This is a genomic window from Bradyrhizobium huanghuaihaiense (genome assembly GCF_025200885.1).
Lineage (GTDB): Bacteria > Pseudomonadota > Alphaproteobacteria > Rhizobiales > Xanthobacteraceae > Bradyrhizobium > Bradyrhizobium huanghuaihaiense.
This window is the reverse complement of record NZ_CP104172.1, coordinates 2,336,412-2,359,773: the sequence shown is the minus strand read 5'-3', so window position 1 is coordinate 2,359,773 and position 23,362 is coordinate 2,336,412. Positions and strand designations below refer to the sequence as shown.

20 protein-coding genes and 1 pseudogene are annotated in these 23,362 nt (G+C 64.7%); 5 read left to right on the top strand and 16 right to left on the bottom strand.

Going from position 1 to position 23,362, the window contains the following annotated elements; genetic code table 11:
- Positions 1-69 precede the first annotated feature (69 nt).
- A complete protein-coding gene (gene upp / locus N2603_RS11190; protein ID WP_018641130.1) occupies positions 70-705 on the top strand; it encodes a uracil phosphoribosyltransferase in 636 nt (211 codons plus the stop codon).
- A 33-nt stretch (positions 706-738) separates the two neighbouring features.
- A complete protein-coding gene (locus tag N2603_RS11185; protein WP_260388768.1) occupies positions 739-2,313 on the top strand; it encodes an AMP-binding protein in 1,575 nt (524 codons plus the stop codon).
- A 148-nt stretch (positions 2,314-2,461) separates the two neighbouring features.
- Here the strand turns inward: N2603_RS11185 and N2603_RS11180 are convergent, their stop codons facing one another.
- The 11 genes and pseudogenes from N2603_RS11180 to N2603_RS11130 all read right to left on the bottom strand — a co-directional run bounded on the left by N2603_RS11180 (position 2,462) and on the right by N2603_RS11130 (position 12,580).
- Positions 2,462-3,373, bottom strand: coding sequence for a flagellin (locus tag N2603_RS11180; RefSeq protein ID WP_260388767.1), 912 nt, complete (start codon positions 3,371-3,373; stop codon positions 2,462-2,464).
- Positions 3,374-3,385: 12 nt separating this feature from the next.
- On the bottom strand, positions 3,386-5,161 hold the full coding sequence (gene flgK, locus N2603_RS11175; protein WP_260388766.1) for a flagellar hook-associated protein FlgK: 1,776 nt from the start codon (positions 5,159-5,161) through the stop codon (positions 3,386-3,388).
- An 18-nt stretch (positions 5,162-5,179) separates the two neighbouring features.
- On the bottom strand, positions 5,180-5,638 hold the full coding sequence (locus N2603_RS11170) for a flagellar protein FlgN (protein WP_425248980.1): 459 nt from the start codon (positions 5,636-5,638) through the stop codon (positions 5,180-5,182).
- Between the two features lie 15 nt (positions 5,639-5,653).
- Positions 5,654-5,902, bottom strand: a complete 249-nt coding sequence (locus N2603_RS11165; RefSeq protein ID WP_260388764.1) for a hypothetical protein — start codon at positions 5,900-5,902, stop codon at positions 5,654-5,656.
- A gap of 3 nt (positions 5,903-5,905) precedes the next feature.
- Positions 5,906-7,171, bottom strand: a complete 1,266-nt coding sequence (gene flgE / locus N2603_RS11160; RefSeq protein ID WP_260388763.1) for a flagellar hook protein FlgE — start codon at positions 7,169-7,171, stop codon at positions 5,906-5,908.
- Positions 7,172-7,202: 31 nt separating this feature from the next.
- Positions 7,203-7,853, bottom strand: a complete 651-nt coding sequence (locus tag N2603_RS11155; RefSeq protein ID WP_260388762.1) for a flagellar hook assembly protein FlgD — start codon at positions 7,851-7,853, stop codon at positions 7,203-7,205.
- A gap of 446 nt (positions 7,854-8,299) precedes the next feature.
- A complete protein-coding gene (locus N2603_RS11150; RefSeq protein WP_260388761.1) occupies positions 8,300-8,572 on the bottom strand; it encodes a hypothetical protein in 273 nt (90 codons plus the stop codon).
- Between the two features lie 169 nt (positions 8,573-8,741).
- Entirely contained in the window at positions 8,742-9,170 is a 429-nt protein-coding gene (locus tag N2603_RS11145; RefSeq protein WP_260388760.1) for a flagellar export chaperone FliS, read from the bottom strand.
- Entirely contained in the window at positions 9,170-10,852 is a 1,683-nt protein-coding gene (fliD, locus tag N2603_RS11140) for a flagellar filament capping protein FliD (RefSeq protein WP_260388759.1), read from the bottom strand. Before fliD ends, N2603_RS11145 begins: the two co-directional genes overlap by 1 nt.
- Before the next feature lie 62 nt (positions 10,853-10,914).
- On the bottom strand, positions 10,915-11,739 hold the full coding sequence (locus N2603_RS11135) for a flagellin (RefSeq protein WP_018641141.1): 825 nt from the start codon (positions 11,737-11,739) through the stop codon (positions 10,915-10,917).
- A gap of 143 nt (positions 11,740-11,882) precedes the next feature.
- Positions 11,883-12,580 (bottom strand): annotated as a pseudogene (locus tag N2603_RS11130) (RNA polymerase sigma factor).
- 513 nt (positions 12,581-13,093) lie between these two features.
- Between N2603_RS11130 and N2603_RS11125 the strand changes: the two are divergent.
- From N2603_RS11125 to N2603_RS11115, 3 genes are all read left to right on the top strand, one after another.
- On the top strand, positions 13,094-14,851 hold the full coding sequence (locus N2603_RS11125; protein ID WP_260388758.1) for a hypothetical protein: 1,758 nt from the start codon (positions 13,094-13,096) through the stop codon (positions 14,849-14,851).
- A gap of 715 nt (positions 14,852-15,566) precedes the next feature.
- Entirely contained in the window at positions 15,567-16,886 is a 1,320-nt protein-coding gene (locus N2603_RS11120) for a hypothetical protein (protein ID WP_260388757.1), read from the top strand.
- A 13-nt stretch (positions 16,887-16,899) separates the two neighbouring features.
- On the top strand, positions 16,900-17,436 hold the full coding sequence (locus N2603_RS11115; protein ID WP_260388756.1) for a hypothetical protein: 537 nt from the start codon (positions 16,900-16,902) through the stop codon (positions 17,434-17,436).
- Between the two features lies 1 nt (position 17,437).
- Here the strand turns inward: N2603_RS11115 and N2603_RS11110 are convergent, their stop codons facing one another.
- From N2603_RS11110 to N2603_RS11090, 5 genes are read right to left on the bottom strand one after another with little or no spacing between them, the layout of a single operon-like run.
- Positions 17,438-18,685 (bottom strand): acetyl-CoA hydrolase/transferase family protein, encoded by a 1,248-nt coding sequence (locus tag N2603_RS11110; RefSeq protein ID WP_260388755.1) that lies wholly within the window; start codon positions 18,683-18,685, stop codon positions 17,438-17,440.
- A gap of 7 nt (positions 18,686-18,692) precedes the next feature.
- Entirely contained in the window at positions 18,693-20,246 is a 1,554-nt protein-coding gene (locus N2603_RS11105) for a class I adenylate-forming enzyme family protein (RefSeq protein ID WP_260388754.1), read from the bottom strand.
- 24 nt (positions 20,247-20,270) lie between these two features.
- Positions 20,271-21,437 carry an acyl-CoA dehydrogenase family protein gene (locus tag N2603_RS11100; RefSeq protein ID WP_080134126.1) on the bottom strand — a complete coding sequence of 389 codons (1,167 nt, stop codon included), beginning with the start codon at positions 21,435-21,437 and terminating at the stop codon, positions 20,271-20,273.
- Between the two features lie 36 nt (positions 21,438-21,473).
- Positions 21,474-22,763, bottom strand: a complete 1,290-nt coding sequence (locus tag N2603_RS11095) for a TRAP transporter large permease (protein ID WP_260388753.1) — start codon at positions 22,761-22,763, stop codon at positions 21,474-21,476.
- 12 nt (positions 22,764-22,775) lie between these two features.
- Positions 22,776-23,330, bottom strand: coding sequence for a TRAP transporter small permease (locus N2603_RS11090; RefSeq protein ID WP_260388752.1), 555 nt, complete (start codon positions 23,328-23,330; stop codon positions 22,776-22,778).
- Positions 23,331-23,362 lie beyond the last annotated feature (32 nt).

Here is a 23,362-nt window from a genome sequence, read left to right as displayed (position 1 = left end):
GGAAAAAGGCTTGGCCTAAAAGTACTTGCCGATCTGGCGCAATTTCACGGAACCGTGTAGAGCGGTTTCATGAGCACAAGCAGCGTCAACGTCGTCGCCCACCCCCTGGTCCAGCACAAGCTCTCCCTGATGCGGGAGAAGGACCGCTCGACCAAGAGCTTTCGCGAAATCCTGAACGAGATCGGGATGCTGCTCGGCTACGAGGTGACGCGCGACCTGCCGCTGGAGCTGGTCGAGATCGAGACGCCGATCGCGGCGATGCAAGCGCCGAAGATCGCCGGCAAGAAGCTCACGCTGGCGCCGATCCTGCGCGCCGGCGTCGGCTTCCTCGACGGCATGCTGGCGCTGATGCCCTCGGCGCGCATCGCCCATATCGGGCTCTACCGCGACCCCGAGACATTGCAGGCCGTGGAATATTACTTCAAGGCGCCGCAGGACCTATCCGACCGCACCGTGATCCTGATGGATCCGATGCTGGCGACCGGCAACTCGGCCTGCGCCGGCGCGTCCCTTCTCAAGGATCGCGGCGCCCGCGACATCCGCTTCGTCTGCCTTTTGGCCGCGCCCGAGGGCATCGCCAGGTTCCAGAGCGAGCATCCCGACGTGCCGGTCTGGACCGCCGCGATCGACGAGCGGCTCAACGACCACGGCTATATCGTGCCGGGCCTGGGTGATGCCGGCGACCGGATGTTCGGCACCAAGTAGACAGGTTTGCGCGATCGGGTTACTCCGGTTGCCATGAGCGCCGACGACTATTCGCTGCAATCGCTGGTCCGGGCTGAGGCGGCTGCCGATCCCGCCTTCGTTTTCGACGGCACGCCGATCTCACGCGCGGAATTCCAGGGGAAGATCGAGCAGACGGCGGCCTGGCTTGCGGCCCAAGGCATCGGCAAGGGCGACGTCGTCGCGGTCTGGCTGGTCAACCGGATCGAATGGATCGCGCTGCTGTTCGCCGCCGCCCGCCTCGGCGCCGTCGTCGCTGCCGTCAACACGCGCTACCGCAGCGCGGAAGTCGCGCATCTGCTCAAGGTGTCCGGCGCCAGGCTGATGGTGGTCGAGGCCGCCTTCCGGTCGATCGATTTCGCCGCCATTCTCGCCGATGTCGCCAAGGCCGAGGTGCCTGCGCTGCAAAAGCTTGCGGTCGTCGGCGCGGATGCGATCCCGGCGCACTGGCCCTGCGTGCGGTTCGATGCGTTCGACAAACTTTATCCGTCAGCACCACCCGCCAAGGACGATATCGACCTGCCCGTGCTGCTCTACACGACGTCGGGTACGACCAAGGGACCAAAACTCGTTGCGCATTCGCAGCGGACGCTGGCGAGCCATGCCGTCTCTGTCGCCAGGGCGCTCAAGCTCGATCCGGAGCGTCATTCGCTACTGGCGATGCTGCCGTTCTGCGGCACATTCGGCATGACGAGTATGCTCGGCTTCATCGCGGCGGGCGCGACCGTCCATGTACTCGACGCCTTCGAGGCCGCGCCGGCTCTCAAAATCCTCACCGAGCAAAAGATCACCCACTCATTCGGCTCCGACGAGATGTTCCGCCGCATTCTCGCCCTCACCGATGCGCCACCGCCATTTCCGCATCTCGAAGTCTGCGGCTTCGCTGCGTTCCAGCCCGGCTGGCGCGAGCTTGCTGCGGAGGCCGAGACGCGCGGCCTCCCGCTGTTCGGCCTCTACGGCTCGAGCGAGGTGCAGGCGCTGTTCTCGATAGCCCTTGCCAGCGACGCCTTCGCCGATCGCATCGAGGGCGGCGGCTGGCCGATGTCGGCGGAGGCGAAGGTGCGCATTCGGGACACCGAGACCGGCGAGCTCGCGGCCCAAGGCGTCTCAGGCGCGATCGAGATCAGCGCGCCCTCGTGCTTCCTCGGCTATTTCAATAATCCGGACGCGACGCGCGATGCGATCACCGCCGACGGCTTCTTCCGCACCGGCGACATCGGCCGGCTGCGCGGCGATGGCTCTTTTGTCTATGAGACCCGCGCCGGCGATGCGATGCGGCTCGGCGGTTTCCTCGTCGCCCCCGGCGAGATCGAGGATGAGCTCAAGTCCTGCCCGGGCGTTGCCGATGCCCAGGTCGTCGCGGTCGATCTGAAGGGGCAGGCGCGCTGCGTCGCGTTCGTGATCCCGGTGAAGGAGCCACCGCAGCAAGAGGCGCTGACAACCCGACTGCGGGAGCGTCTTGCTAGCTATAAGGTGCCCGCACGGATCTACGTGGTCGACGCCTTCCCCGTCACCGACAGCGCCAATGGCGTCAAGATCCAGCGCGCCAGGCTTCGCAGCATGGCCATGGAACGGATCGCGGCGGAATAGCGTCCGGCGAGGAGCATCCACACAACGCGTTGTCATGCCCCGCGAAAGCGGGGCACCCAGTATTCCAGAGACGGTGGTGATAGGACCGACAGGCCGCGGCGTACTGGATTCCCCGCCTTCGCGGGGAATGACACTGGGTACGTTGAGCCTATTTCAGGTAGCTCGCGAGGTTCAGACTCAGGATCTTGCCGAGCGCCGAATAGGATGCCGTGAGCTGGGTCTGGTAGGTCGACAGCTGCGCCGTGACGGCGGCAACGTCGACGCTGGTCAGGTCATTCGACAACGTCTCTGCGTAGCTCTTGTAGTCGGCCTGGCGGGTGCTCGCGGTCTCGATCGAGGACGCCGAACTCGACAGCTTTGCCTGCACGGCGGCGGTGTCGTCGAGCGCCGTGCTGGCGAGGTCGAGCGCGCTGGTGATGTCCGAAGAAGACAGCGTGGTGCTGTTCGCCACGAACTTCAGCACGCGCATCACCTCCTCGAACGCCGAATTGTCGGCGGTGACGCCGTAGGACACGGTTTCATCGGCCGCGACCCGCACCGACGCAACCTCACTGTCGCCATTGTAGTAGCTGGTGTCCGCCGTGGTCGTCGAGCCGGCGCCGGACGAGAAGCTGGTGAGATCGACCGGCGCCGTCTCCGTCTTGCCGCCGGCGAAGACGTACTGGCCGTCATATTGCGTATTCATCAGCGAGCCCATCTGCTGCAGCATCTGCTGGGCGGAGCTGATCACCGAATTGACCTCGGTCGAGCTTCCCGTCGACGCCGCACTGAGCTGGGAGCGCAGCTGGGTGAGGATGTCGGTGACCGAGCCGACCGCCGAATACATCACCTGGACCTTGCTGTCGGCGAGCGTCGCCGCGTCGATATAGGATTGCGCGCGCGTCACCGAGACCTGGAGATTGACGACGTGCTGCGCATCGGAGCCGTAGCCGCCGAAATCGGTCGAGACGACGCCCGAGGATTCCTGGATCTGCTTGTTGGCCATGACCGACTCCACGCGCATCGCGTCGGCGATCATCCGGTTCGACTGAGCGAAGGTGGCCACCCGCATCGCGACCATGCGCGTGCCCTCTTACGTCGACTGCACGGCGGTGAGCAGCGCCGAGTACATGGAGTTGATGGCCTGGATCAGCGCCGACGCCGCCGAATATTTGTTCTGGAGCGTGCTGAGGTTGGCCGATTCTTCGTCGAGGTTGACGCCGGACTGTGACGACAGCGAATTCGCATAGGTCGACTGCGCCGTCTCCTTGGCGGTGTAATCGGTGGACGCCTGCGAGGCCTTGCTCGCGACATCGGAGACGATGGCCGAGGCATAGTCAGCCAGCGACCCCGTGGTGGCGGCAAGGCCGCCGGTCGACGCGAAGGTCCGCGAGTCCGTCAGGGCATCATAGAAGGCGTTGATCACGGTGGCGGAGCCAGACGACAGCACGTTGCTGCCGACCGTCAGGCTCGACGAGGAGTCGAGCGTCGCGAGCTGCAGCTCGTTGGTGCCGGACAGGATCTTGCTGTTGACCGCGATGTCCGACGCGCTCGTTCCCGTGACAAGGTCGTTGAGACCGAAATACTCGGAAAATCCCTCGCCGGAGCTCCCGACCGAGCTCGTCATCTCGTTGATGGCGACGCCATTGCCTGAGCCGGTCGCCGTGATCGCGAGATGGCCGTCCGCATCGACCGACGCCGACAATCCGGAGATGCCGTTGATGGCGGTGACGAGATCGCCGACCGTGGCATAGGACGACAGGTCGAGATCACTATAGGAGACCAGATTGCCGCTCTGGTCGGTGACGGCGAGGCGCACCGTGCCGGTGGCCGACAGCGCCGTGCTGCTGGTGACGGACGTCGTGCCGGTCAGGCTCGTCGGCGCCGGTACTGAAGAGGCGCTGTTCGAGACGCTGTTCATCGCGGAGGCAAGTTGCTGGGCGAGCTGATCGAGCTGGGACTGCGCATCCGGCAGCGTGTCGTCGCGGAGCGTGATCAGCGCGCCGATGTCCCCGCCCGTGATCTGGGAGGTGATGTCGACGCCGTTCACTGTGATCGCACTGAAGCCGCTCGACGACGAGCCGGCCGTGTAGGTCGTCGCCGCCGTCACATTGGCGGCGGCCGTATAGCTGATCGTGTGCGCGGACGAGTCGACCAGCGCCTGGCCTGACGTCGTATAGATATGGAGATCGCCGTTCGACGCCGTGAAATAGCTGATGTTCATCTTGGAGGCGAGGTCCTGCAGCGCGGTGCTGCGCTGGTCCTCGAGGTCCGCCATCGACTGACCCGCCGCGGCGGTCTGCTTGATCTGGGCATTCAGATCCGCGATCTGCTGCAGGTCCGTGTTGACGTCGTCGATCGAGGACGCGATGTCCTGGTCGGCGTCGGAGCGCAGCTTCTGGATGCCGCTCGAGGTCTCCCGCAACTGGCTTGCGACGTCGTCGAGCGCGCTGACGACGTTGGACTGCAATGAGGCACTGCTCGGCGTGCTCGCCAGCGATGACAGCGCCGATTCCACCGATGCGATGCTGTTCGCAAGCGACGTCCCGGACGAGGAATCGTCGCTGCTGCTGATCGAGCCGTAGAGTTTCTGAAGCGACGTCAGATAGGTGTTGGTGGTGTCGGCCGCGCCGAGAGCGGAATCCGCACCGACCAGCGACTTCAACAGCAGCTTGTCGACCGTCGAGGTGATGCCGGTCACCGTGACGCCGGTGCCAACGCCATTGGTGACGCTGCTCGACTGGTTTGCGGACTTCCTGGTATAGCCCGTCGTGTCGGCGTTCGAGATATTCGACGACGTCACGCTGATCTGCACGGACGTCGCCGACAGCCCGCTGAAAGCGATCGATCGTGCGATATCGAGTGACACGGCAGGCTCCTCGAACCGTCAGGCGCTGCGGCTGGTGCCGCTGGAGACCGCCCGGGCTGCGGCGACGCGGCCGGACGCGCCATAGGGCGACACCGCCGCGATCTGCTCGCGGATCGCCTGCATGACGGCCTCGATCCGGCGGTTGCTGGCTTCGATCGCCGCGCGCAGCCGCACCAGATTCTCGTCCATCGCCACACGCAGCTTCAGGATCTTGTCCATCAGCTGCTCGCGCAGGATGCGGTCGCGCACGTGCAGGCTGGTCGTGCCCGCCGCGCATTCGGCAACGATCCGCTCGAACGTCTCCGCCAGCCGGTTCTTCTCGTCGACCTGTTTCAGGCGCGAGGCCGGGAGCCCCTTTGCGAGCTCGGCATTCTCCTCGGCGACAAGCGCGGTCAGCGTGTCGATCAGTGTGATCAGCGACTTGATCCTGACGTCGCCATTCGCAGCGTTCGTCATCTTGGCTTGAGCTACACTCATGGTCATCGCCTTCTTCTAGTTATGCCGGTTGCCGCGCTGGACTTGCGAGTTGCGCAGGTAAGCGCCGATTGCAGTCGCCCTGACGGTTGCCTGCCGCATCACGCCTTCGATCTCCGCGCATTCCCGGCGTGTCGTCTCGACGTCGTCGAGCAGAGCAAGGAGCTGCTTGCGGTCACGCCCCTTGAGGCTCGCGGCCCGCGCCAGCAGCCGCTGCATCCGGCGCAACAGCGCTTCGCCGGCCGCGCCTGCCTTTTCACCGGGCATCGCTCACCTCATCGCCGAGATCAGGGTGTCGTACATCTTGTTGACGGTGGAGATGACCTGGGACGCGGCGGAATAGGCCTGCTGCGCCGAGATCATGCTCGAGAACTGGCTGGAGGTATCGGTGGTCGAGGATTCCAGCTCGCTGCCGTAGATCGTGCCCGCGCCGTTCTCGCCGGAGGCCTGCAGCGAGGCGTTGCCCGACGTCACGGTCGCCGAATAGAGCCCGTCGCTGGAAGCGGCAAGCCCGTTGGGATCGGCAAAGGTCGCCACCGCGATCTTGTAGATCGCGATGGTCTCGCCATTGGAATAGGTGGCGTCGACCACGCCGTTCTTGCCGATCGAGATGCTCGACAGCTTGCCATAGGACAGACCGTCCGAATCGATGCTGGTGACGTTGACCGAGGGCGTGGTCTCGCCGGACGCGTATTGCGTCAAGCCGTCCGTGCCGCCGACCGTGCCGAGGTCCATGGTGATCGTGCTGTCGGTCGCGCCGTCGGTCCAGCCCGTGATCGAGACGGTCGCAGGGTCCGGGCTGGTGCTGGCCAGCGAGCCATCGCTGTTGAAGGTGATGTCGATCGTGCCCGAGGCGGTGCCCGTCGCGGTCGTGGTGTCCGACGACGATGTCGGATTGGCGAAGCTCGCGCTCCAGGCGTTGGTGCCGGTCTTGGTCCAGGTGATCTGCATCGTATTTGCGGCACCGAGAGAGTCATACACCGTCATCGAGCTGGTATAGGTGTCGCCGGTGGCGGCATCCGACGGCAGATTGGCCGCGATCGTTGTCTTGGTCGTGGCGCTGCCGCTGGTCGAGGCGACCTGGGTGTTGATGGCCTCCAGATTGCTCGCCGACTCGCTGCCGACGACATTGCCGTCCGCGTCGGTGCGCCAACCCTCGAGGTAGCTGCCGTTGTTCTCGAGATAACCGGCATTGTTGATCGTGAAGGCGCCGTTGCGGGTGTAGGACGTGATGCCGCCGGACGCGGCGCTGGTCACCACGAAGAAGCCCGAGCCCTGGATCGCGACGTCGGTGGCATTGGACGTCGCGGCCAGCAGGCCCTGCTGGGTAATGTTGGAGCGGCCCGAGACGGTGACGCCGCCCGATGCGTAGGAGGTGGTGTTGCTCGAAGCCGTCACCAGCGCGTCAAACATCGCCGACGTCGTCTTGTAACCGGTCGTATCGGAGTTGGCGATGTTGTCGCTGATCATCGACAGGGACTGGCTCTGCGCGCCGAGCGCCGAGATCGCCGAGGACAATGCACCGGTGAGACTCATGATGAAACTCCGAGAAAAGCAGGCGGTGAGATCAGGACGTGACGCCGAGGATGTTGGCGGCGCTGACGGCGACGCCGTTCACCGTGAGCGAGGGCGTGGACGTCGAGGTGTCGATGCCGGTCACCGTGCCGGTGACGGTCGTGTAATTGAGGACCGAGTTGCCGGCACTGTCAGTCGCGGTCACCGAGATGGTGTACTTGCCGCCGTCCGAATCCTTGCCGTCCCAGGTGAAGGTGTTCGAACCCGAGCTTCCCGTACCGGTGCCGGTGTAGACGACGTTGCCGGACGAATCCGAGATGCTGATCGAGACGTTCGAAGCGGCCGAGGACAGCGAATAGCCGAACGTCGCTGAGCCGTTGCTGAGGGTTGACGTATCGGTCTTCGCCTCGACGGTGTGGCCGATATAGTTCACCGAGTTGAGCGTCACGAGGCTCGAGAACGAGCTCGCGAGCGAGGACATGTTGGAGTTGATCGACTGCTGCTGGGTGAAATTGGCGTAGGAGGTGAGCTGATTGATGAAGTCGGTGGTCGAGGTCGCGTTCAGCGGATCCTGGTTCTGGAGCTCGCTGACCAGCAGGCTGAGGAAATCGCTGGAGGTGAGCGACGAACTCGACGACGTGCTCGATGACGATGACGTCGTCGTGGTCGCGGTCGTCGCAGAACTTACGGCGGAAACGGTCATCAGAAACTCCGACTTTCCTGCGCTGCTTGCGACCGGATGCCGGCCGGCTGCGCTTGAAATCTGTGTGCTGATGAAACGCGTGGGCGCGCGGATTCAGGCGAGGATTCGCGTGTGTGGAAATGGTTTTCGACACGGCAAAATCTGCCGCATGCGAATTAGAAGCGTAGTGAGGTTGCGATCGATTGTTGCGGCAGCCACGCGGCGCATGTCAGAGATACGCGCTCCCTCCTCCTCGTCATTGCGAGCGCAGCGAAGCAATCCAGCGTCCCTCCGTGGAAATATTCTGGATTGCAGCGCTCGCAATGACGGTGTGGATGGAGCGTCGAGCGTATCAACCCAAGGACTCGCGGAGAGTCCCCCTCACCCGCTTCGTATCTTCGATGCGATCCGACCTCTCCCCGCAAGCGGGGCGAGGTGAAGGAAGCGACGATGCCAGAAAGAGCCGCTCAGCTCTCCGCCGTCTCGCCTTCCGTGCGCGGCTCGGCGGTGTCGCCTTTCATTTTCGCGGCGGCGACGACGATGCGGTCGGCGAGGCCCTTGGGCGCGCGGACCGGGGGCGCTGCGAGCGCCTGGCGCAACGCGCGCGCTTCGTCCAGCACGGCCTGCGCGGCGGGAGATTGCGCCAGCAGCGCTTCGGCGGGCAAACGTCGGTCGTCGGGCCAGAGGGAGAGATCCTCGCCCAGCCGATCGATCAGTTCCTCAAACTCGGTGACGTCCATCGCCCGCCGGTCCCGCCTCGGTCAGGCCCGTCATAAAGCATTGCACGCGCGGCGGAAACCGGATTTCAACGGCTTCAGGCGTCAAAAGCGGCCGCAGCACTACGGAAAGCGGTGGAAACGGCCGACCGTCCGCGACCTGCCTCCCCACCTCGCGGAGGAGCAGGCGTCTTCAGCCCCTGCGAGCCGAATCGGCTGGGCCCGGCTTGCCGTTCCGCACGGTCCCGTCGACGAACTCCCAGGCCTCCCGCAGCTCGGTCAGCCCGGCGATGATGCGGCCGAAATTTTGGCGGGCGTGCGGACGGCCATAGGCCTTGAGGTTCGCCAGGATCATCGCGTTGTAGGTCTGGAACAGTCGCTCCGCCACGTCACCGCCCCTCGTGAAATCGAGGTTGTGGCTGAGCCCGCGCAGGATCGCGGTCGCCCTCATCAGGTAGTCGTGTCCCTCCTCGAAGCGCTTTGCCTCCTGGGCGGCCAGCGATTTCTGCAGAAACGTGATCGTGCCGCCAAGCAGCATCGCGACCGCCTTGAGCGGCGGCACGGTCGTTGCCGTTCCCCGATAGGCCTGGTTGGCCATGTACGCCATCGGATTATGCATCATCAATCACTCGAGCTGGAATTGAGCAGGGCCTTGAGATAATCGAGCGTGCTGTTGGCACTCTCGATCGCGGCCTGGTACTTCGCGTATTGCGTCTGAAGCTGCGACTGCAGCGTCGAGGCCGCGCTGTTGATGTCGTCGACCTTCTGCTGAAGCTCGTCGTCGCGGTTCGTCAGGCTGGTGATCTGCGTTTGCAGCGCGCCGGATGACGACGAATAGTTCTTCGCGACCTGATAGATCTGCGATGCGATCCCGGTGGTCGAGGTCACCGTGATCGACTGCGAGGTCGAGCCGCTATAGGTGAAGGCCATGCCGGCATAGATCGAGCCGGCGGCGCCGATGATCGTGGTGCCGCTCACCGTGAACAGCGAGGAATCGCCCCCGACCGAGGCCGAGGTGAGATTGCCGTCGGAATCGACGGTGAGATCCAGGGTGAAGGATTGCGGCGACGTCCCGGTGTTGACGACGCTGAGCTGGCTCGATGACGTCGTGGTCTGCGCCGACAGCAGCTTGGTCACGCCGCTCAGATTGGTGCTCAGGATCTCCGACAGCGTCGAGGTGTCGAGCTCGAGCTCGTTCTTCTCGTTGAAGGACAGGCCGAGATCGGCCATGGTCATGTCGCCCACGGTGCTGTTCAGGGCATTCTGGAGCGCATCCATGATGTTGCGCATCGTGCCGTCGCCGAACAGCACCGCGCTCGAGTCCGCCGTGCCGTCGGTCGCGGTCGCCTGTTGGGCGATGACCTCGTCGCGAAAGGCATTGTAGTTGGTGACGAACGTCTGCAGCGCCGATTCGATCTGGCTGGTGTCGGTCTCGATGCTGATGTTCAGCGAAGTTCCATCCGGCGTCGCCTGGAGCAGGCTGAAGGTGACCCCGCTCAGGACGTCGGAGATGTCGTTGGTGTCGCGGGTCATCGCGATGCCGTCGAGCGTGAATTCGGCCGACTGCGCCTCCTGGATGACGTTGGTGAAGGTCCCTGAGCTGTCGGTTACGCCGAGCTCGTTCATGATGTCGTCGCCAGACGTGCTGGAATAGGTGATGTCAGCGGCGTCCTCGGTGCCGGTCAGCACCATCTGGTACGACGTGCTGGACACCTGCACGATGGAAGCCTGGACATTGGTCGTCGAGGTCTGGGCATTGATGGCATCGACGACGTCCTGCAGCGACATCGTGCTGGTGACGGTGATGTCGGATGTAGCACCGCCCGAAAGGCCGATCGAAAACGTGCCGGAATAGCCGAGCTCGTCGGTCTGGCTCGATTGCGCGGTGCCGGACACCTTGTGTGCGGTCGCGAGCTGACTGATCGTCAGCGTGTGGTCGCCGACCGCAGCCCCGTTCTTGATCGTCATGGACAGCGCCGAGGAGGCGCTGACATCGCCGGTCGAGCTGATGCTCGCCGCGCGCGTCGCGAACGCGCTGGTGGAGAGCGAGTTGACCACCGCGGTCGAAAGCGACGACAGGCCCGAATACAGCGTCTGCAGATCGGTCTGCAGCGTCTGATAGGCCGCGATCTTGGCCTCGTTGCTCGTGATCGTGGTCGAGATCGTGTCCGCCTGCGCGGTCTTCGCGTCGACGGCGGACTGGATCAGCGCGGACCAGTCGATGCTGCTCGAATTGGTCGTCCCGCTGGTGGTGACGGTGACGCCGGAACTTGTGCTGCTGCTGGTCGAGCTGACGCTGGTCACTTTGCCTGACTATCCCCTGGCAGGGAGCGGGCCGGCGTCACGCCGGCCCGCTCGGATCATCATCAGCCCAGCAGCTTGAGCAGGTACTGCGGCATCTGGTTCGCCGCGGCGAGAGCGGAGACGGCGGCCTGGGTCTTCACTTCCGCCGAAGACAGCTTGGACTGCTCGGCCGCGATGTCGACGTCCTTGATCGCCGAATTCGCGGACTGCAGGTTCTGGGTCTGGGTCGAGATCGAGTCGGCGCTGAAGTTGAAGCGCGATTCCTGGGCGCCGATGCTGGCGCGGGCCGCGGAAACCGTGTCGATCGCCGTGTCGAGCGTGGTCAGCGCCGAGGTCGCATCCGACAGCGTGCTGACGTCCAGCGAGGAGACGCCGAGCGAGGATGCGGTGAGGCTGGTGAGCGTGATAGTGATGGTGTCCGAACCGGACGAGCCGACCAGCACCGAGACGCCCGAGGCGAACACGCTGGAGCCGTCGAGCAGGCTCTGGCTGGAATAACGTGTGCCGGAGGCGATCGAATCGATTTCGCTCGTGAGCTGCGTGAATTCCGAGTTGATGTAGGCACGGCTGGAATCGGTCGTGGTGCCCGACGCGGACTCGGAAGCCAGCGACTTCATGCGGGCCAGAATGTCGGAGATGTTCGAGGCGCCGCCGTCCGCGGTCTGCAGGATCGCGGTCGCCTGCGAGGCGTTGGTCGCGGCCTGCTGCAGCGTGGTGACGTCCGAGGAGATGCGGGTCGAGATCGCAAGGCCGGCAGCGTCGTCGGACGCGGAGGTGATGCGCGAGCCGCTCGACAGTTTCGAGAGCGAGCTGGTTTCCTGCGAGGAGTTGATGTTGAGGTACCGGACCGCGGCGTTGGCGGCTGTATTGGTATTAATTGCGGGCATTGGAAGCTCCTGTGCTGATGGGCAAGCGTGCCGCATCGTTGAAATCGACTTACGACGACGCGGACCGCAGCCCCGTCCGTTCGCTCAAACGGCGGAGCGCAGAGAGATCAGGCGCGAAAATTCCTGCGAGGCGAATTTTATGGTTAGCAATCGGTAAACGCGGTGCGGATGTCGCGTTCGTGCTTGCGCAGCAGTTGGCGGAGCTGCTGACGTCCACGCTTGAGCAGCGACTCCACCGCGGCGACCGTGGTGTCCATCACCTGGCGATCTCGCCGTTGCTCATGTTCTCGTGGTAGGAGAAGATCACCGCGATGCGCTGCTGCTCGGGCAGGCGCTGCATCGCGAGCTCCAGCATGCCGTTCAGCTCGTTGCGCTCGATGATCTCGACGGCGCCGGGCTGACCGTCGGCGACTTCCGGCACCGTCTCGACATTCTCGTTGCGCGGCTTGCGCCTGATGTCGATGCAGCGGTTGGAGATGACGCGGTAGAGCCAGGTCGAGAACTTGGCGCGGCCGTGCTGCCAGCGACCGCGATGGCTCCAGACCTTGAGCATGGTGTCCTGCACTACGTCTTCGGCATCCGCCGCGTTGCCGACGATGCGCAGGGCGATCGCATAGGCGCGATCGATATGACGCTCGACCAGCATGCGGAACGCCGCCTCGTCGTCGGCAGCGAGCCTGTCGAGGAGTTCGCTGTCTTCATCGAAGACGACATCGTCGGCAGCGGGCACGCTGTCCGGCGCGAGCGGCACCGACGGCGCGACCTGCACGATCGCATCGACCGGCGCCGTCGTCGTGATCTCGGCCTCGGCGGGAGCCCAGACATCAGCAGCGTAACTCATCCCGCAACCTCCAACCCGCAATGCCGGAGGCGCACATGCCACACGGCTTCCAGGCGTTGAACGGGCCACCAAAACAATCCAGGCGAAGACTTTTCGTTATTTTTCAAGATGTTAGCCGGTCGTTTTTGCCGAGTGTCGGGCAATAATTGCCGACTGCGCGATCATCTCGCGCATCAAACCTGCAATCATCACATCGTCTCGCGCCATGGCGGATCATCCATCCTGAACAGATGTCGTGGAGAGAAAACGCTGACATTACGCGGCACTAGGCGATCGAACGCGACACGCGCACAGCGCATGAAGATGCGATTGTTTCCGAGTGTGAATGAACGCGAGACGACTTCCGCACTCGGCAATTTTTTCCGAATCACCTTTTTCGAACCTAGCGATTTTTTTGAATCTGTCAGTCGCGGCGAATGCGTTTTTGAATCGCGCGTGAACTTTTTTTGCGCGTGTAGCGCCTGACTCGTCAAATGCGCACGTTAATCGACATGTTGGACGGGGAATTGCCGCATGACGATCGCAACGACCGGCGCAGCGCGCCGCGCCCAAATTGTTTCTGCTTGGTCGTTCGATGTTTTCGATACATTTCTGGTTCGCGCCTGCACGACGCCAGATGGTGTATTTGAAAGGACTTACGAGCTCTCGGGCATTTCAAGAACTTGTCCGAATGTTTCCGTCAGTTTCGTTCAGCATCGCATCCAGGCCGAAGGGCGCGCACGCAGGGCCGCGAAGGACAAGCGCGGCGCGGTCGAAGTTCACATCGAGGACATCTATTCGTTCTTTCCGTTCAATCTGTTCGGTCTCACGCGCCGCGATCTGAGCGACCTCGTCGAATCGGAGTTCGCGGCCGAGCTCGAGCTCTGTCGCGTCAATCCGGACATGCTTCGGCAATATTCGGACATGAAACGCGCCGGCTATCGCGTCGGATTCATCTCCGATACCTATTGGGATTCCGAGCGGCTGGCACGGCTGCTGCGCGCCTGCCGTCCCGAGCTGACATGGGACTTCCTCTATGCGTCCTGCGATCACGGCAGCGGCAAGAGCGAAGCCCTGTTCGCCACATATCTCTCCGAGCAGGGCATCGATGCCGGCTCCTCCTTTCACGTCGGCGACAATGAAAAGGCCGATATCAAGGGCGCGAAGCGCCACGGCATTCGCCCGCGCTACTATCCGCAGGCGAGCGCGCAGCTGGCCTCGACGTTCCAGCGCGAGACGGCACTGTTCGGGCTGCTGTGCGCGGGTTCGCCATCGCGACTCGATCACGGCGCGCGCACGTTGCGGCGCATGGTCGCCGCGCGGAGCGCCGAGAAGTCTGCGGCGTTCAACCTCGGGCTGACCGTGCTCGGTCCGGTGATGGCCGCGTTCGACGCCTTCGTGACGCGGCGCTGCGAAGAAGCAGCCGGCGCCGGCCGGAAGGTTGCCCTCGGCTTTCTCGGCCGCGACGGTTTTCTGTCGCACCGGGTCTGGCAGAACCTGCACGGCGAGACGGCGGCCTATGTCGAGATCAATCGCCGCGTCAGCCTGATCGCCTCGGCCGATACGATGCAGCCGCTGGTCGATCTCCTCAGCAAGGTGTTCAAGATCGACGCGCCGACCTTTGGCGACATGGTGAAGATCATGCCGCCAAAGGTCGCGACCTTCTTTGCCGGCTTTCCTGGCGGCATCGTCTCCGGCGACGCGCTCGCCGAGGCGCTTCCCGAACTGATGGACCCAGCTGAAATCGTCGAGCTCGCCGCAGGCTTGCGCGCCCGGCTGCTGGCTTATCTGCGCCATGCCATCCCCGGGTTCGACGACTGTACCGACCTCGTCCTCGCCGATGTCGGCTATTCCGGCAGCGTGCAGAAGGCGCTGCGCCGCGTCTTCGACCTGGAAGGCATCGATATCCGCCTCCACGGCGCCTATCTGATGTCGCTGGACGACACCTTCGACGACATAGCCGAGCAGGACAGCGCGGCAGGCTTCGTCCGACCTGGTGGTCACGCCCCATGTCAAGCGCATGCTGATCCGCAACGTCGCGCTGCTGGAGCAGGCCTGCTGCTCCGCCGACGGCTCGGTGCGGGACTACGACGGCGGCGCAGTGTTGCGCGAGATCAATCCACGTCCTGCGGAGCAACTGGCGTTGGCCGCGGAGATCCAGGCCGGCGCGCTCGCCTTTGCGGCGAGCGCGGACGACGTCGCGCGCGACTATGGCCTTGCTCCCTATGCTGCGCCCGATGTCGCCGCGCGCTGGTGCGCGGCGACGCTGGCGCGGCTTCTGCTGCTGCCTGACCATGACGAGCTGGCGCTGCTCGGCACATTGAAGCACGATGTCAATCTCGGCACCCACGCGCTCGCGCTGTTGCGCGACGAACGATTCGTGCGCGACCAGATCACCGCCCGTGGGCTCTCGGCTGCCTGCACCGCCGCCGCGCCGCCGATGTGGCTCGCCGGCAGTTTTGCCGGCCTATCGCCCTCCCACGGCTATCTCTATGTGCTGTTCGGCGCCAACCGTCTGCCCGCCGACGTCTTTGAGGAACGGCCCTGCGGCCCCGTTCAGGTTGGACTGTTCCGTGCCGGCGGCGATGCGACGCTGGAGCCTATCACCGTTTATCGCAATGGCCTCGGCGAGCTGCGCCTGCGTATTCCCCTGTCGCGGACCATGGCGGTCGCCACGATCGCGCTGCCGCTGGCGAAATTCGCCCCTGAGGGCCTCATTCATGGCGTGACCGTGCAGCAGGGCGATGACGTTCGCGACGCCGCCGAGAGCCAGGACGTCACCGGCCTTGCCGATGACAGCCTGATCTTCGCCGGTCTGCAGCGGACCGGCAGCCATTATCGCGCTGAAACCGACAACGGCTGCCTGCTGATCCCGGTAGCGCCGATGACGCAGGAGATCGCGATCTATACCGTCGCGATCACCGTGCTCGGCGCCGGCCCCAAATAATGCGCCTGATCGCGCCGCCCCGGACGTTGAAGTCCAAGGCTGGCGCGAGGGGGCAGGGAATTGACGGACGGGACGCTTGAAAACCTTGATCGGCTGCTGCAATCCGGCGGTGTCAGGCTCGGTCCGATCCAGCGCGACCGTCTGGGCTGGCTGGTCGAGCAGTACGGTGCGCCGATGCTCGATGGTTTCAGCGAGGGCCGGCGGAACGGCGTCATCATCCTCAAGGAGCCTCTGAGCGGGGCGGCCGCCGAGTTGCTCTACCGCTCGCTCACCCCCGGCTGCGCCGTCGTCATTCCCAGAAGCGAGAATCCCGGCTTCGATTTCCTCAAGTCCAAGCTGACCGAATTCGGCACCGTCGGCCCCTGCGGCGCGGACGGCCCTCACGAGATGTGGTGGGGCGGCATCGGCTGGTCGAAATTCCTCACCGCAGCCGACACGTCCACGGTCCGCCCGCGGATCGTCTCCTGCTATCCGCGCGGGGGCGATGCGACTGCGGCCTTCGCGCTCCGGCACTCGCTCGAGCGCTTTGATCTCACCTGCCACATCGAGCCGATCGATACCCAGCTCGGCGACCGCATCCTCTGCTTCGAGAAGGCGGAGTTCATGATGCGGATGTGGAACAAGTATCGCGAGCCGCTGCTGTTCGTCGAGGTCGGCGCGGTGTTGCGCGAGGCGCCGCTGCTGCCGTCCTTCCTCGGCTGCGACGTCGCGCTCCACAAATGGAATCGCTGGGAGATGTCGGCGCGCACGCTCTATCTCGGCCGCACCGAGGCCGCCGAAATGCTGCTGCGCGCCTGGCAGCAGCTCGCCGCGTCCTATCCTGCGATCTGGGAGGGCTATCTGCTCGACCAGGCCTGGAGCCTGACCTCCTCGCAGCTGCCGCTCGATACGGTGTGGCTCCCCCGCTCATATCATTCGCTGAAAGGCGACCTCGGCGCGATGCGCGCCACGATCCTGCATGACCAGCAGACCACGACACTGGAGCTCGGTCCCGATCCCGGCTTTGCCGGCATCGCGCGCACGGCCCGTCGTGCCGGCCGCACCGGCCCCCGCGATGCCTTCATCGTGATGACGTCGAAAGCCGAGACCGGCGACGGCATCGCCGTGATCCTGCGCGACGTCTCGACCAGCGACGCGGGCGCGGTGGCTGCAACCGTGGAAGCCGTGACTGGTGCCTATGCCGCCGATTGCGGCGGCTACGGCCGGCTGGAGCTGTCGCTCTGTGCCTGGCAGGACGATGTCGGCGTCGCGCGCGAAGCCGCTGCCCTCGCGCGCTACCGCATCCTGGAGATCGCACCGGGACAGCGCATCGCCAACGATTTCTTCGCCGCCCACGCTGCCGACCAAGCGGTCATGACCGCCCGCCATCTCTTCCCCTGACGGATATCAGACGATGCTCAAGACCATCATCCTGCTCACCGATACCGTGCAACAGCAGCAGCCGCTGGCCAACCTGCTCCGCGAGCACAATCGCGATCTCGTCTTCTGCTCCGCGCTGCGCGCAGCGGACCTCGGCGCGATCGAAGCGGACGTGCTGAGCGAGGCGAGGCTAGTGTCCTTTGCCGCCGACGTCGCTGTCCCCGAGAAATTCCTGCTCCGGCTCGGCTATGGCGCCTACAAGTTCTACGCCGCGCCGACGCAATATCCGGGTTTGCCGCCGGCGCCCGACGACAGCGACGAGGATCCGCGCTGCTATTCGGTGATCGCGCAGTCGATGACGATCTGGCCGGACTTCAAGAAGGTCGTCGGCCTGGAGACGGTGACGATCCCTGACGGCACCGTCCCTGCCGAGCGCGAGCGGCTGGTGTTCTCCCGCCTTGCGCACCTGTTCTGGCAGATGTCGGGCATGATCGCCGGCGAGACGACGGATATTCCTGCAATCATCGGGGCCGGCGAGAACCAGCGCCCGACGCTTGCGATGATGAACTGAGCTAGCCGGAGGGCCGGCGAAGTTGCGCCGACAGCGCGTCGCGGTGCTCTGGCGCGGCAATCGCGATCATGCGGCGCGCCCGCTCGGCGAGGCCGCAGCCGCGCAGCTCCGCAACGCCCCATTCGGTGACGACGGCATCGACATCGGCGCGGGGCGTCGTCACGGTCTCGACATTGGCGACGATGCGGCTGGACCCGCCCGACGCCGTCGCCGGCAGCGCGATGATCGCCCTGCCCCCGGACGACGCATTGGCGCCGCGCACGAAATCGAGCTGCCCGCCGATCGCGCCGACGTGAACACCATTCAGCGTCTCGGAATTGACGCTGCCGTCGAGCCCAACCTGAAGCGCCGAGTTGATCGCGACCAGCCGGTTGATCCGCGCCAGCACGCCTTGACCGTGCGTGTATGACGTCGGCCGCACGGCCACCGCCTTGTTCTCGTGCACGAAGCGATAGAGGCGCTGCGTGCCGATCACCTGGTTGGTGACGGTGATCCCGGCATCGATGCCCTTCTCCTCATTCGTTACCGCGCCGCGCTCGATCAGATCGACGACCGCGTCGTTGATCAGGCCGGAATGGATGCCGAGATTGCGTGCGTGCGAGAGCGAGGTAAGTATCGCGTCCGGGATGCGGCCGACGCCGAACTGGAGTGTGCTGCCGTCGGCGATCAGGCTCGCGGCATGGGACGCGATCTGCCGAGAGACGTCATCGAGCGGCGTCGAAGCCAGTTCGACCGGCGGACGGCGGGCAGCGACGCGCATATGGATCGGCACATCTTCCGGCCATTCCTCACCGAACGTGAAGGGCGCATCCGGATTGATCTCGGCGATGACGAGGCGTGCGCCGCGCGCGGCATCGATGACATAGTCGTTGGAGAGGCTGGCACTGAGCCTTCTCTTTGCCTCCGCAAGCTGCACCAGGACGACATCGGCCCTGTGGCGACGCGCGGCGAAGTCGGCGCAGAAGGCGCTGTAGTTGCTCGGGATCACATCGAGCCGTCCGGACCTGGCAAGCCGCCGCGCATTGCCGATCACGCCATAGCTCTGGAACGACACGTGAGGAGCGCATGCCACGGAAAACGTCTCCGAGAACACCGGCCCGATCATCATGCGAAACGGCGGAAGCTGCGCCGCCTGCGTCATCAGCGCCTCGGTCAGGGTGACGGGCTCCGCCGTCGCCTGCCCGCACACCACGAGATCGCCTTCCCGGATCAAGCCGGAAAAATCGATCGGCGGCGTGTTCCCGGACATTGCCGCCTCAGCCCATCGGGGTGAGGCGCGCGGAGGCATCGCCGAGCAGCGTGCGCAGCTCCGTCTTCACGATCTTGCCGTAGCTGTTCTTGGGCAACTCAGCGGTGAGGTAGTAATGCTTGGGACGCTTGAAGCGCGCGATCCAGGCGCTGCACATCTGGTCGAGCTCCTCCCGCGTCACCGCCTTGCCTGCAACGGGAACGACAACGGCCACGACCTCCTCGCCCCATTCCGGATGCGGCCGGCCGATCACCGAGACTTCGGCGACGGCTTCGTGCCGCAGCAAGACCTCCTCGACCTCGCGCGGATAGATGTTGGTGCCGCCGGAGATGATGACGTCCTTGGAGCGGTCCTTCAGCGTCAGGAAGCCATCCGCATCGAAGGCGCCCATGTCGCCGGTATAGAGCCAGCCGTCGCGCAGCGTGCTCGCGGTCGCATCCGGATTCTGCCAGTAGCCGGACATCACGGTATCGCCGCGCACGATGATCTCGCCGATCTCGTCAGGCGCAACGTCCCGGCCCGCTTCGTCCACGGTACGCACCTGCACCACGCCTTGCGCGATGCCGACCGAGGCGAGACGCGCTTCGTAGCGCGGATGGCCGGCGTCGACATGCATGCTCTTCGGCAAATACGTGATGGTCATCGGCGTCTCGCCCTGACCGTAGATCTGCGCGAGCTTCGGTCCGAACACCGCAAGCGCGGCCTTGCAATCAGCCACGTACATCGGGCCGCCGCCATAGATGATGGTCTTCAGCCCTGGCGCGGTCGCGCCCGCCGCTTTCGCGGCCACCGTCAGGCGCCGCACCATGGTCGGCGCGGCGAAGAAGGAGATGTTCTCGCGCTTCGTCGTCAGCTCGAGAATTTCGTCCGGCTCGAAGCGGCCGCTCTCCGGAACAATCTGCGCGCCCATGCCGAGCACGTGCGGCACCATGTAGAGACCGGAGCCGTGCGACATTGGGGCTGCATGCAGCAGCGCCTCCCCAGGCACAATCGGATTGATCTCCGCCAGATAGTTCAGCGACATCGCAAGCAAGTTGCGATGGCTCAGCACGGCGCCCTTGGGGCGGCCGGTGGTGCCGCTGGTGTAGAAGATCCAGGCGGGATCGGTGATGGCGACATCGGCGATGGCGATGCCATCGGCCTTCTCCATACCGAGATGTTCGGCCGATCCGATCTCGATCACGCGCGGCTTCGCCGTGCCGAGTGCCAGCGCTTCCGACGCGACACTTGCCATGTCCTCGGTCACGAACATGACCGCAGCGCCGGAGTTGTCGAGAATGAAGGCGACCTCGCGCGGATGAAGCTTTGCGTTGATGGGAACGGCGACGAGACCGGCATGCCAGCAGGCATAGAGGCAGGCGACATAGTCGGGCACGTTCTTCATCAGCAGCGCGACGCGGTCGCCCTTGCCGAGGCCAAAGCGCTGCTGCAGTGATGCGGCCAGCGAGGCCACGGTCGCGGCGAGCCGGCCGTAGTCCGCGACCGGCGTAAGTCCCTTGAGCAAGGCTGGCGCGGACGCGTCAGCCTTGGCAGCGCGCAGGAGATGGTGAGCGAGGTTCATGGCAATCCTCCCCGAGCCCCCAGCCTAGTAAGACTTCGCGAGCCCGAGCACCTTTTCCGCAATGAAGCTGAGCGCGAGCTGCGGGCTGACCGGCGCGATGCGCGGGATCAGCACTTCGCGCAAATAGCGCTCGACATGGAATTCCTTGGCGTACCCAAAGCCGCCATGGGTCATCACGGCCTGCTCGCAGGCATGGTAGCCGGCTTCGCCTGCAAAGTATTTCGCGGCATTCGCGCCGGCGCCGCAGGGCAAGCCCTTGTCATACTGCCAGGCCGCCTGCATCACCATCAGCCAGGCCGCCTCGAGCTCGACCCAGTTCACCGCGAGCGGATGCTGGATGCCCTGGTTCTTGCCGATCGGACGATTGAAGACAACGCGCGTCTTGGCGTATTCGGTCGCGCGCGACAGCGCTAGCTTGCCCAGACCGACGGCTTCCGCCGCGATCAGGATGCGCTCGGGGTTCATGCCTTCGAGGATGTACTGAAAGCCCTTGCCCTCTTCGCCGATGCGGTCCTCCATCGGAATTTCAAAGTCCTCGAAGAACAGCTCGTTGGAATCGACGATCTTGCGGCCCATCTTCTCGATCTCGTGGACCTTGATCCTGTTGCGGTCGAAATCGGTGTAGAACAGGCTGAGGCCATGGGTCGGCGAGCGCACCTCCTCTAGCGGCGTGGTGCGCGCCAGCAGCAGGATCTTGTGCGCGACCTGCGCGGTCGAGATCCAGACCTTCTGGCCGTTGACGATGTAGCGGTCGTTCTTGGCGACTGCGCGGGTCTTCAGTTGCGTGGTATTGAGGCCGGTGTTGGGCTCGGTGACGGCGAAGCACGCCTTCTCGCGGCCCTCGACCATCGGCGGCAGCATGCGCTTGCGCTGTTCTTCCGTGCCGAACACAACGACGGGATTGAGACCGAACACGTTGATGTGCACTGCGGAGGCGCCGGACATGCCGGCGCCGGATTCCGCGATGGTGCGCATCATGATCGCGGCTTCGGTGATGCCGAGCCCGGAGCCGCCATATTCTTCCGGCACGCAGATGCCGAGCCAGCCGGCATCCGCCAGCGCCTTGTGAAAGTCATGCGGGAAGCCGCCGTCGTGGTCTTTCTTCAGCCAATAGGCATCGGGAAAGCCTTCGCAGATCTTGGCGATGGCGTCGCGAATGGCTTCCTGCTGATCGGTGAGCGCGAAATCCATGGTCTTGATCTCCTTCTTGGGAGCCGGGCTCCGATCCTAGCGCCCCATCTGCGAGGGCAGCCAGAGGATGATAGAGGGAAACGCCACCAGGATCGCGATTGCGATCAGGTGCGCGATGAAATGCGGGAAGGTGCCGTGAAACACCTCGGCCACCGGGCGCTTGGCATAGCGGGCGACGATGAAGCAGTTCAGCCCGACCGGCGGCGTGATCATGCCGACCTCGGCGGTGACGATCTTGATGACGCCGAACCAGATCGGGTCGAAGCCGAGCGTCTTGATCAGCGGCAGCACGATCGGCACGGTCAGCACCAGGATCGCGATCTGGTCCATGAACGAGCCGAGCACGATATAGCCGCACAGGATCAGCGTGATGATGACCCAGCGCGAGGCCGGCAGCGACCCGATCCAGGCGACGAGGTCCTGCGTCACGTGGGTGAGCGTGAAGAAATAGCCGAAGATCGAGGCACCGACCAGGATCATGATGATCATGCAGGTGCCGTGGCAGGCGCGCAGCAGCGTGTGATAGAGTGAGGACGGCGTGATCTTGCCCTTGACGATCGCGAGCAGGAAGGCGCCGAACGCGCCGAAGGCGGAAGCTTCCGTCGGCGTGGCGACGCCGAGATAGATCGTGCCTGTGACGATCGAGAACAGCACCACCATCGGCGAGACCTGCCACAGCAGCGCGAATTTCTCGCGCCACGGCACCGATTTCGCGGCTGGCGCGCGCGAGGGATCCTGCCAGACCAGGAAGTAGATCGTGGCCATGATGGTGATGGTGACGAGGATCGCGGGGATGATACCGCTGATCAGCAGCTTGCCGATGTTGACCTCGGCCAGCAGGCCGAAGATGACGAGCGCAACGCTGGTCGGCAGCAGCATCGACAGCGTGCCCGAGATCGCGACGACGCCCGCGGCCATCTTCGGCTCGTAGCCCTGGCGGATCATCGCCGGCAGGCTGGTCGAGGACAGCGTCGCGGCCGAGGCCGTCGAGGTGCCGCAGATCGCGCCGAAACCGGCGCCGGCGAGCGCGGTCGCCATGCCGAGCCCGCCGGGAATGCGGCCGACCCAGGCCGACGCCGTCTTGAACAGATCGTCCGCGACGCCCGAGAGCAGCACGAGGTCCGCCATGAGGAGGAACATCGGGATGGTGATCAGCTCATAGGACGACACCGTCGAGAGCGGCGCGGTCTGCAATATGCCGAACAGCGTCGACCATCCGCCGACCATGACGAGGCCGACCGAGCCGGAAAAGGCCATGGCGAAGCCGACGGGCGTGCCAAGCGCGAGCAGGCCGAACAGCAGGGCGAGAACGATGAAAGGTGTCATGGATATCGCCCGTTACTCGAAGCTGCGCGCTTCACCGACGCCGGTCACCGGCGGCAGCGGATAAAGGTCACGCCCGCTGACGAGGCTCAGCACATTGCCGACGAACTGAAGCGTCAGCCGCAGCACCAGCACGCCGCAGCCGAACGGCACCAGCGCCGCCGAGATCCAGGTCGGCCAGGCAATCGCGCCGGCCAGCACGTCGTGCTGCTCGTAATTCTCCAGCGCGCGCTCGAACCCGACCTTGCAGATCAGGACGAACACGACCAGGCCGGCGAGCGCGGTGATGATCTCGGACAGCCGCCGGCCCGCCGGCGAGAAGCGCGAGAGCAGGATGTCGACGCCGACATGCGCATGCTCGCGCAAGCCGTCGGACAGCGTGAAGAAGAACACGCCGGCCAGCAGATAAAGCCCGATCAGATCATAGGTGAAGGCAAACGGACGGTTCAGCACGTAGCGCATGAACACGTCGGTCACCACCAGCAGCATGATCACGAACAGGAACACCACCGCGATCACCGTCAGCGCGCGTTCCAGCGCGCCGAGCACATCTCCCGCTCGCTTGATCACCTCTGGCACCTCCTTCTTTGTCGGATGACTTG